This window comes from Aquabacterium sp. A08, assembly GCF_011742065.1.
Window position 1 is genome coordinate 1 of sequence record NZ_JAAQQT010000556.1, and the last position, 9757, is coordinate 9757.

The 9757-nt window shown below is 71.5% G+C and carries 9 protein-coding genes; 8 read left to right on the forward strand and 1 reads right to left on the reverse strand.

Annotated features, from left to right (window positions below; genetic code table 11):
- The 5 genes from HA630_RS05640 to HA630_RS05660 form a co-directional block, all read left to right on the forward strand.
- On the forward strand, positions 1 to 723 hold a 723-nt coding region (locus tag HA630_RS05640), incomplete at its 5' end, for a S1 RNA-binding domain-containing protein (RefSeq protein WP_166833129.1).
- Between the two features lie 139 nt (positions 724 to 862).
- A complete protein-coding gene (locus HA630_RS05645) occupies positions 863 to 1690 on the forward strand; it encodes an HDOD domain-containing protein (RefSeq protein WP_166833131.1) in 828 nt (275 codons plus the stop codon).
- Positions 1691 to 1703: 13 nt separating this feature from the next.
- Complete coding sequence (locus tag HA630_RS05650; protein ID WP_166833133.1) at positions 1704 to 2516, forward strand: HDOD domain-containing protein; 813 nt, start codon at positions 1704 to 1706, stop codon at positions 2514 to 2516.
- Between the two features lie 25 nt (positions 2517 to 2541).
- Positions 2542 to 3612 (forward strand): patatin-like phospholipase family protein, encoded by a 1071-nt coding sequence (locus HA630_RS05655; protein WP_166833135.1) that lies wholly within the window; start codon positions 2542 to 2544, stop codon positions 3610 to 3612.
- Positions 3613 to 3661: 49 nt separating this feature from the next.
- Positions 3662 to 4642, forward strand: a complete 981-nt coding sequence (locus tag HA630_RS05660) for a rhodanese-related sulfurtransferase (RefSeq protein ID WP_166833137.1) — start codon at positions 3662 to 3664, stop codon at positions 4640 to 4642.
- A 19-nt stretch (positions 4643 to 4661) separates the two neighbouring features.
- Here HA630_RS05660 and HA630_RS05665 read toward each other — a convergent pair whose 3' ends face one another.
- On the reverse strand, positions 4662 to 5810 hold the full coding sequence (locus tag HA630_RS05665; RefSeq protein WP_166833139.1) for an iron-containing alcohol dehydrogenase: 1149 nt from the start codon (positions 5808 to 5810) through the stop codon (positions 4662 to 4664).
- A 142-nt stretch (positions 5811 to 5952) separates the two neighbouring features.
- Here HA630_RS05665 and HA630_RS05670 point away from each other — a divergent pair, with 142 nt between their 5' ends.
- The 3 genes from HA630_RS05670 to HA630_RS05680 all read left to right on the forward strand — a co-directional run bounded on the left by HA630_RS05670 (position 5953) and on the right by HA630_RS05680 (position 9659).
- Positions 5953 to 6969 carry an alpha/beta hydrolase gene (locus HA630_RS05670; RefSeq protein ID WP_243855357.1) on the forward strand — a complete coding sequence of 339 codons (1017 nt, stop codon included), beginning with the start codon at positions 5953 to 5955 and terminating at the stop codon, positions 6967 to 6969.
- Entirely contained in the window at positions 6969 to 7826 is an 858-nt protein-coding gene (locus tag HA630_RS05675) for a helix-turn-helix transcriptional regulator (RefSeq protein ID WP_166833141.1), read from the forward strand. The genes HA630_RS05670 and HA630_RS05675 overlap by 1 nt, the downstream gene beginning before the upstream one ends.
- A gap of 138 nt (positions 7827 to 7964) precedes the next feature.
- The gene (locus HA630_RS05680; protein WP_166833143.1) at positions 7965 to 9659 is read left to right on the forward strand and encodes an FAD-dependent monooxygenase; all 1695 of its coding nucleotides are present in this window, start codon (positions 7965 to 7967) and stop codon (positions 9657 to 9659) included.
- The last annotated feature ends 98 nt before the right edge of the window (positions 9660 to 9757 follow it).

Consider the following 9757-nt stretch of genomic DNA (forward strand, 5'->3'; position numbering starts at 1 on the left):
GATTTGCTCAAAGTCACCGGCCTGGGCGCCAAGACCTTCGAGCAAAGCGCCGGCTTTCTGCGCATCCGCGGCGGTGACAACCCGCTGGACATGACCGGCGTGCACCCCGAAACCTACCCAGTGGTGGAGCAGATCATCCAGCAAACCGGCAAGCCGGTGGCCGAACTGATGGGCCGGGTGGACGTGCTCAAAACCCTCAAGCCCGAGCTGTTCGCCAACGAGCGCTTCGGCGCCATCACCGTCAAAGACATCATCGGTGAACTGGAAAAACCCGGCCGGGACCCGCGCCCGGACTTCGCCGTGGCGCGCTTCAACGAAGGGGTGGAAGACATCACCGACTTGCAAGCCGGCATGGTGCTGGAAGGCACGGTGAGCAACGTGGCCCAGTTCGGTGCCTTCGTGGATCTGGGCGTGCACCAGGACGGCCTGGTGCACGTGAGCCAGTTGAGCCACAAATTCGTGAACGACGCGCGCGAGGTGGTGAAAACCGGCGACATCGTGAAAGTGAAGGTGGTGGAGGTGGACGTGGCGCGCAAGCGCATCGGCCTGACCATGAAGCTGGACGCGCCCACCTGCGCCCGCAGCGAACGCCGCGAGGGCGGCAACCGTTTCGAGCCGGCCGGGCGCCAGCCGCAGGCCGGGCGTGGCCAGCGCCACAACGAGCCGGCCAGCGGGGGTGCCATGGCCTCGGCCTTCGCCAAGCTGCAAGGCCTCAAACGCTGACCGTTCCCGGCGCCGCGGGGCGGCTGTCCCGCAGGCGCGCGGGGCTGGCCCCCGGTCGGTGCCCGGGGGCGCTGGGTGGGGTCGGGCCGGTCTATACTGGCAACCACCCACACGCCGCTGCTTGCGGCCACACGCCCCCATGGAACTCGAAGAACTCCTGAGCAAAGCCAAGGCCCTGCCCAGCATCCCGCGGGTGGTGTCCGAGGTCATGACCGAGCTCAACCGCGAAGACCCCGACCCACGCAAGATCAGCGAGGCCGTGGCCACCGACCCCGGCCTCACCGCGCGCATGCTCAAACTGGCCAACTCGGCCTTTTTCGGGCTCACGCGCAAGATCGACAGCGTGCACGACGCCATCAGCATCCTCGGCTTCAACCACGTGCGCACGCTGGTGCAGGCGGTGGCGCTGAGCAGCAGCTTCAAGACCGTGCCCGGCGTCAACCTGGAGCAGTTCTGGCGCTACAGCCTGAACACCGCCAAGATCTGCCGCACCCTGGCGCGCAGCCTGAAAATGTCCGACGGCGCGGCCTTCACCGCCGGCCTGACCCACGCCGTGGGCGACCTGGTGATGCACATCGGCATGCCCGATGTGGTGGCGCGCATCGACTGGAGCGTCTCGCCCTTCGACATGAAACGCGCCGAGGCCGAAAAGGCCGCGCTGGGCTACACCTACGCCGACGTGGGCGCCGCCTTTGCCGCCAAGTGGGACTTCCCCGAGGCCATCGTCGCCGCGCTCAAACACCAGCTGCTGCCCTTCGAGGGCGACACCTACGAGCCGCTGGCCGGCGTGGTGCACATGGCGTCGTGGCGCGCGCGCGCCCAGGAAATCAACCTGGACCGCGACGGCCTGAAGGCCACCTTCCCCGACGTGGTGGCCATTCTGCTGGGCCTGGACCTGGACATGGTGCTGGACAAGGACCCGAGCGAGTGGACCTCGGCCGGCGAGTTGTCGGCCTTCCTGGCCTGAGGCGCGGCGGCCCATGCGTTTGACCGAACTGCTGCGGCAGCCGCAGGCCCTGCCGGTGGTGCCCGAGGTGGCGGCCAAGCTGATCGCCACCTTCCACCAGGACGACGTGGACCTGCAGGCCGTCAACCGCGACGTGGAGCGCGACCCGGCGCTGGCCGCGCGCCTGTTGCGCCAGGCCAATTCCTCGTTTTTCCGGCTGGCGCGGCCGGTGCACAGCGTGCGCGACGCGGTGGCCGTGCTGGGCCTGAACAAGGTGCGGGCGCTGGTCATCGGCGCGTCCATGCAGGACAGCTTCCGCGCCGTGGTCGGGGTGGACCTGGACGATTTCTGGCACTACAGCTTCGCCGCCGCCACCGTGGCCCGGCTGATCTGCGCCCCGCGCCGGCTGGACGAGAACGTGGCCTTCACCGCCGGCCTGTTGCACGGCGTGGGCGAGCTGGTGATGCACATGGGCATGGTCGAAACCATGCAGCCCATCGACCGCGACACGCCCCTGCTGGCGCTGCACCGCGCCGGTGCCGAGTACCGCGCGCTGGGCTATTCCTACGCCGAGGCCGGCGCCGCCCTGGCGCGCCACTGGCACCTGCCGCCGCTGCTCGTCACCGCCATCGAACAGCACGGCGCCCCGCTGGCGCACGACCCCCTTGAGCCCCTGGCCGCCGTGGTGCACATGGCCGCCTGGCGCGCGCGGGTGCTGGTCAACGGCAACCGGGCCGACGACCTGATCCACACCTACCCCGACGCGGTGGGCGAAATCCTGGGCCTGGACCCGGACTGGCTGGTGGCGCCCAACGTGGCCGGGCTGGACCAGCTCTCGGTGGTCTGACCGCTGCCGCCAACGCCTCGACGCCGTGAACGCCCTGCACATCCACGCCGGCCCAGCCGCGCTGCGCCACCTGCGCGCCCACGGCCTGCAACCGGGCGACGTGGGCGTGGTGCCCGGCGCTGCCGGTGGCCCCAAGGGGCTGATCCTGGGGCCGCTGGACCGCTTCCTGTTCGGCGAGTGGCTGCCCCGCGCCACGCGCGAGTTGCACCTGGTGGGCGCCTCCATCGGCGCCTGGCGCATGGCCACGGCCTGCCTGAACGACCCGGTGCGTGCGTTCCAGCGGCTGGAGCGCGACTACATCGCCCAGCACTACGAGCTGGCGCCGGGGCAGAAGCGCCCCAGCGCCCGGCAGGTCAGCGACACCTTCGGCCGCAGCCTGGCCGATTTTTACGGCGGCCGCGTGGCCGAGGTGCTGCACCACCCGCGCTGGCGCCTGCACCTGCTCACCTCGCGCGGGCGCCACGTGCTGGGGCGCGAAGGGCCCTGGCGCACCCCGCTGGGCTACGCCGGTGCTTTCGCCACCAACGCGCTGCGGCGCCGGGCCATGGGCGCCTGGCTGGAGCGGGTGGTGTTTTCCAGCGCCGGGGCCGAGCTGCCCTTTGCCACCCACGACTACCGCAGCCGCCAGGTGCCGCTGACCGAGGCCAACTTCATGGCCGCGCTGCAGGCCAGTTGTTCCATTCCTTTCGTGTTGCAGGCGGTGCACGGCATCCCCGGCGCGCCGCCCGGCGCCTACTGGGACGGCGGCATCACCGACTACCACCTGCACCTGGCCTACCGCCCGGCCTTGGGGCTGGTGCTGTACCCGCATTTCCAGCGCCAGGTGGTGCCGGGCTGGCTGGACAAGGCGCTGAAATGGCGCCACGCTGCCAGCCCTTTCCTGGACCACACCGTGGTGCTGGCGCCCAACCCGGCCTGGGTGGCGCGCCTGCCCCATGGCAAGTTGCCGGACCGCACCGACTTCACCCGCTATGGCAACGACCTGGCCGGGCGCATGGCCGTGTGGCGCAGCGCGGTGTCGGCCAGCCAGCAACTGGCCGACGAATGGGCCGCCTGGCTGGAGCGCCCCGACCCGGCGCGGGTGCTGCCGCTGTAGCCCGCTGGCGGGCCTGGGCCGTTTGGGCGCCAGCGGGGATAATCCGGGCATGCAAGCCCCGTCCCCCGAAAGCGCGCCGTTCTATGTCGCGGCGCTGTACCAGTTCGTCGATTTGCCGGACCATGCCGACCTGCGCGCGCCGCTGCAGGCGCTGTGCGAGGCCGGCCAGGTCAAGGGCACGCTGCTGCTGGCGCGCGAGGGCATCAACGGCACCATCGCCGGGCCACAGGCGGGGGTGACGGCGGTGCTGGACTGGCTGCGCGCCGATCCGCGACTGGCCAAGCTGCAGCACAAGGCCTCGTGGGCCACCACCCCGCCGTTCCACCGCCTGAAGGTGCGGCTCAAGCGCGAAATCGTCACCCTGCGGGTGCCCGAGCTGGACCCGAACAAGACCGTGGGCCAGTACGTGGCACCGCAGGACTGGAACGCCCTGATCCGCCAGCCCGACGTGGTGCTGGTGGACACCCGCAACGACTACGAGGTGGCGATCGGCACCTTCCAGGGCGCACGCAACCCGAACATCAAGACCTTCACCGAATTGCCGGCCTGGGTGGACGCCCAGCCCGAACTGCAAGCGCAGCCAGGGCCCGACGGCGCGGTGAAAAAGCCGCGCGTCGCCATGTTCTGCACCGGCGGCATCCGCTGCGAAAAGTCCACGGCCCTCATGAAAATGAAAGGCTACGACGAGGTCTACCACCTGGAGGGCGGCATCCTCAAGTACCTGGAGGAGGTGCCGCCCGAGCAGAGCCTGTGGGAAGGCGAATGCTTCGTGTTCGACGAGCGGGTGAGCGTGGGCCACGGCCTGGTGCCGGGGCCGCACGAGCTGTGCCGGTCCTGCCGCTGGCCGCTGTCGGCGGCGGACAAGGCCTCGCCGCACTACGTGAAAGGCGTGAGCTGCGCCCACTGCCACGACCAGCGCACCCCGGAAGAAAAAGCCCGTCTGGCCGAACGCCAGCGCCAGGTGGAACTGGCCGAGGCCCGCGGCGAGGTGCACGTGGGCGCGCGCATGGACGGCACCCCCGGTTTCTGAGCGACCGGGCGCAGGCGCCTCAGAGCGACGCGGTCAGCATGGCGCGGTAGTCGTCCGCGCTGGCCAGGCGCGGGTTGGTTTGGTGGCAGTGGTCGGCCAGGGCGCCCTCGATCACCCGGTCGAACAGGTCTTCGGTCACCCCCAAGGCGGCCAGGCCGCTGGGCAGGCCCAGGCGCGCGTTCATGTCGCGGATGGCCGGGCCCAGGTCGGCGGCGCCGGCCAGTCCCATGGCGCGGGCCATGCGTTCCAGGCGCCGGTCTTGCTGCACCGACGCGGCGCCGGCGTTGAAAGCGATCACCGCCGGCAGGAACAGCGCGTTCAGGGTGCCGTGGTGCAACCGCGGGTTGACGCCGCCCAGGCTGTGGCTGAGCGAGTGCACGCAGCCCAGCCCTTTCTGGAAGGCCATGGCGCCCTGCATGCTGGCGCTCATCATGTGCAGGCGGGCGTCGCGGTCCTGGCCGTTCGTGGTGGCACGTTCGATGTGCGCCCAGCCGCGCTCCAGCCCGTCGAGCGCGATGCCGTCGGCCGGCGGGTTGAAGGGCGCGGCCATGAAGGTTTCCATGCAGTGGGCGATGGCGTCCATGCCGGTGGCGGCGGTCAACAGCGGCGGCAGGCCCAGGGTCAGCTCGGGGTCGAGCAGGGCGGTCTTGGGCATCAGGTGCCAGCTGTGGAAGCCCAGCTTGCGCCCGTCGTCCACGATGACGATGGCGCCACGCGCCACCTCGCTGCCGGTGCCGGCGGTGGTGGGGATGGCGATCAGCGGCGGCACCCGGTCGGTGATTTTGGGCGAGCCGCCTTCGATGGTGGCGTAGGTCTTGAGCGGGCCGGGGTGGGCCACCGCAATCGCCACGCCCTTGGCGCAGTCGATGGCGCTGCCGCCGCCCAGGGCCACCAGGCCGTCACACCCCTGCTGCTCGTAAATGGCCTGGGCCGCGCGCACGGCGGCTTCGGTCGGGTTGGAGGGGGTCTGCTCGAACACCGCGTGGGGCAGGGCGCCGGCGCCCGTGCCCAGCGCCGCCACGGCCCGCTCCAGCAGGCCAGCGGCCTTGACGCCCGGGTCGGTCACGATCAGCGGCTTGCGCATGCCGGTGCGCTCGCATTCGCTGGCCAGCCGCTGCAGCGCGCCAAAGTCGATCTGGATGTTGGTCAAGTACAGGATCTGTGACACGTTGTCTCCGGTGTGGCGTGGTTTTGTTGTGGGGGCACTATACGCCGGCACGCTTCTGCCGAAAGTTCTGTGTGCGACAGCGGTCTGGGGCCTGCCGTGCCGCCCGTCCCCGCCGGGTGCGCTTGCAGCGACAATCCGGCACATGAGTGCCCACGCCCACCCCCGCACCTTGCTGACCCCCGCCATGCGCGGCGTGCTCGAGCGTATGGCCCGCGCCGGCCGCCCGCCGCTGCACGCCCTGACGCCGCAGCAGGCGCGGGCGTTTTACGAGGCTGGCTCCGGCGTGCTCGACATCCCGCCGCACAAGATGGCGCGGGTCGAGGCGCTGCAGATCCCCACCCGCGACGGCGCCACGCTGCACGCCGAACTGGTGGTGCCGCACCCGCACGGGCCGGACGACGCCCACGCGGCCGGGCACACGCCCGTGCCCCAGCCTTGGCCGGTGCTGCTCTACCTGCACGGCGGCGGCTTCACCATCGGCAGCGTGGCCACCCACGCCAGCCTGTGCCGCCACCTGGCGCACCTGGCGCACTGCGCGGTGCTGTCGGTGGACTACCGCCTGGCACCCGAACACACCTTCCCCACCGCCGTGCACGACGCCTGGGACGCGCTGCAATGGCTGCACGCCCAGGCCCCCGCCCTGGGGCTGGACCCGGCGCGCCTTGCGGTGGGCGGCGACAGCGCCGGCGGCACCCTCAGCATCGTCACCGCCCTGCAGGCGCGCGACGCCGGCCTGCCGCTGCGGTTGCAGCTGCTGTTTTACCCCGGCTGCGCGGCCCACGCCGACACGCCCTCGCACCGCACCTTTGCCCACGGCTTTGTGCTGGAGGCCGACAGCATCGCCTGGTTTTTTGGCCAATACCTGAACACCCCGGCCGAGCGCGAGGACTGGCGCTTTTCGCCCCTGAACGCACCCGACCTGGACGGCGCCGCCCCGGTGTGGATGGGCCTGGCCGAATGCGACCCGCTGGTGGACGAGGGCGTGATGATGGCCGACCGCTTCCGCCTGGCCGGCGTGCCGGTGGACCTGGAGATCTACCGCGGCGTGACGCACGAGTTCATCAAGATGGGCCGCGCCATTCCCGAGGCCCTGCGCGCACACCAGGACGCGGCGCGCGCTTTGCGCTTGGCCTTCGAGGGCCCGGCCGTGCCGGGTTGATGGCCGTGGCCGAGGCGCGCAACTGGTGGGTGCTGCCCCCGGCCACGGCGGCCGGCCCGGCCGTCGAGCTGCCGCTGGCGCAGGTCAGCGCGCTGCTGCAGAAGCTGGGCCTGTCCGGCCGGCACGCGGTGGCCGAAGACCTGCTGCGCATCGTCGGCGCGCAGGTGCCCATGGCGCAGTGCACCATTTTCTCGTTCGAGGGCGACTCGCCCCCGCGCACCGTGGCCGTGGGCGACCGCTCGCGCACCGCCGCGCTGCGCCGCATCACCGAAGACTACGTCACCCGCTTCCACCCGCTGGACGGCAGCCGCGAGGCCATGCGCGCCGAGTTCGGCGCCGCGCGCCGCGCCAGCGCGGCCTGGCCCCACACCGTGCTGCACCGCCAGCGCCCCGCCGACATTGCCCACCCGGCGTACCGCCGCGTCTGCTACGAACTGCCCCAGGTGGCCGAGCGCCTGGCCCTGTTGACGCTGTACGACGGCTGGCGCTGGTTGTCGGTCAACTTCTACCGCGGCACCGAGCACGGCCCGCTGGGCCCGGCCGACCTGCGCACCCTGGAAGCCTTGGCGCCACTGGTGGTGCACGCGGTGCGACTGCATTACGCCGGGCACCTGTTCGACGCCGACCTGGCCGAGTGGTTGCTGGCGCGCCTGCACCGCCGCCACCCGGTGCTGACCAAGCGCGACCTGGACGTGCTGCGCGCCCTGCTGGACGGGCTGGACAACGCCGCCCTGGCGCAGCGGCTGGGGCTGGAGCTGTCCAGCGCGCAGACCTACCTCAAGCGCATCCACCGCAAGCTGGGGGTGAGCGGCCAGCGCGAGCTGCTGGGCCTGCTGGTGCGGCCCGACGCCGCCTGAGCCCCGCGGGCCGGTGGGCAACTGACCGCCGCCTGTGGGTGTGCAGGGTTCATGTCCATTTGTCCTTTTTTGGTGACAATGGGGTGGGCCGGCTTGCCTACACTGCCAACACTCACTCGCTTGTCCGGAGACCGCCCCATGCACCAGCCCAGCGCCGAACCGCGCCCGTCCCTGTACTACCCTTACCAGGTGTTCCAGCCCTGGCTGCCTTCGGCCCACGGCGCGCAGCCGCGCCAGCCGGTGGTCATCGCCGGGGCCGGCCCGGCCGGCATGGTCACCGCGCTGGAGCTGGCCCGCCACGGCGTGCGCAGCGTGGTGCTCAACGCCGAACGCCAGTTTTCGGCGGGCAGCCGCGCCATCGTCTTCACCCGGCGCAGCCTGGAAATCTTGCAGCAGGTGGGCGTGGCCGACCGCATGGTGGCCCATGGCCTGCCGTGGCGCTTTGGCAATTCCTTCTACCGCGGCCAGCGCGTGTTCCGCATGGAAGCACCGCACGACCCGGACGACCGCTACCTGCCCATGCTCAACCTGCAGCAGCAGTACCTGGAGCAGTACCTGTACGAGGCTTGTGCCGCGCAGCCGCTGATCGACTTCCGCTGGGGCAACCGGTTGACCGCTGTACAGATGGCGGCCGACCACGCCCTCGCCACCGTGGACACGCCCGAAGGTCCCTACACCCTGGAGACCGACTGGCTGGTCGCCGCCGACGGCGGGCGTTCCGGCATCCGCAGCCAGCTGGGTCTGCAGATGGAGGGCGCCTCCTACGAGGGGCTGTTCGTCATCGCCGACATCCGCATCGACCTGCCGCTGCCCACCGAGCGCCTGGCCTACTTCGACCCGCCGTGGAACCCCGGCAACACCATCCTGATGCACCGCGAGCCGCACGGCATCTGGCGCGTGGACTACCAGTTGCCCGAGGGCGAAACGCCCGAACAAGCGCTGCGGCCCGAGTCGCTGCGGGCCCGCATCGACGCGCAGCTGGCCATGATCGGCTTTGGCGGCACGCCCTGGGAGATGGACTGGAGTTCGGTGTACTCGGCGCGCACGCTGACGCTGCCCGACTTTGTGCACGGCCGGGTGGTGTTCACCGGCGACGCGGCCCACCTGCTGCCGATTTTCGGGGTGCGTGGCGCCAACACCGCCTTCCAGGACGCGCAGTCGCTCGGCTGGCACCTCGCCTACACCCTCAAAGGCCTGGCTGGCCCGGCCCTGATGGCCAACCACAGCGCCGAACGGGTGGGCGCCGCGCGCGAGATCATCCAGGAAGCCGGCAAGAGCACCCGCTTCATGACACCGCCGAGCCGGGGCTTTCGCCTGTTGCGCGACGCGGTGCTGTCCCTGTCCCTGACGCAGGCGTTTGTGCGCCCGCTCTACCACTGGCGCACCTCGCGGCCGCACGCATACACCGGTTCGGCCCTCAACAGCCCGGGCGACGACAACGCGCTGTTCACCGCCGGCCCGGCCCACGGCGCGCCGCCGCAGAACGTGCGCCTGGCGCCTGACGCGCACCTGCTCGACCGCTTGGGCGGCGGCTTTGACCTGCTGTACTTCACCGAAGGCGCGGCCGTGCCCGAGGCGCTGTTGCAGGTGGTGCAAGCCTGGCGCGCCCGGGGTGTGGCGCTGCGCGTGACCGCCGTGGGCACGGCCGCCCCGGTGGCCGGCGCCGACCAGACCCTGCCCGACGCCGACGGCCGGGTGCGCGCCCGCTACGGCGTGCCCGCCAGTGGCGCCGCCTACCTGCTGCGGCCCGACCAGCACGTCTGTGCCCGCTGGCTGACGCTGGACGCCACCCGCCTCCACGCGGCCCTGCAACAAGCCCTGCCCAGCGCCTGACGCGCCCACGGCCCCACCAGGAATCCCCCATGAACGCCACCCCCCACACCGCCGCCCCCACGCTGGACATCGCCGGCCTGGAAACCGTGTACGACGCC

What these genes read in the sequence shown, in the direction of transcription:
- HA630_RS05645 (WP_166833131.1), top strand. Translation starts at nt 863, where the DNA reads ATGGAACTCGAAGAACTCCTGAGCAAAGCCAAGGCCCTGCCCAGCATC.
- HA630_RS05650 (WP_166833133.1), top strand. Translation starts at nt 1,704, where the DNA reads ATGCGTTTGACCGAACTGCTGCGGCAGCCGCAGGCCCTGCCGGTGGTG.
- HA630_RS05660 (WP_166833137.1), top strand. Translation starts at nt 3,662, where the DNA reads ATGCAAGCCCCGTCCCCCGAAAGCGCGCCGTTCTATGTCGCGGCGCTG.
- HA630_RS05670 (WP_243855357.1), top strand. Translation starts at nt 5,953, where the DNA reads ATGAGTGCCCACGCCCACCCCCGCACCTTGCTGACCCCCGCCATGCGC.
- HA630_RS05675 (WP_166833141.1), top strand. Translation starts at nt 6,969, where the DNA reads ATGGCCGTGGCCGAGGCGCGCAACTGGTGGGTGCTGCCCCCGGCCACG.
- HA630_RS05680 (WP_166833143.1), top strand. Translation starts at nt 7,965, where the DNA reads ATGCACCAGCCCAGCGCCGAACCGCGCCCGTCCCTGTACTACCCTTAC.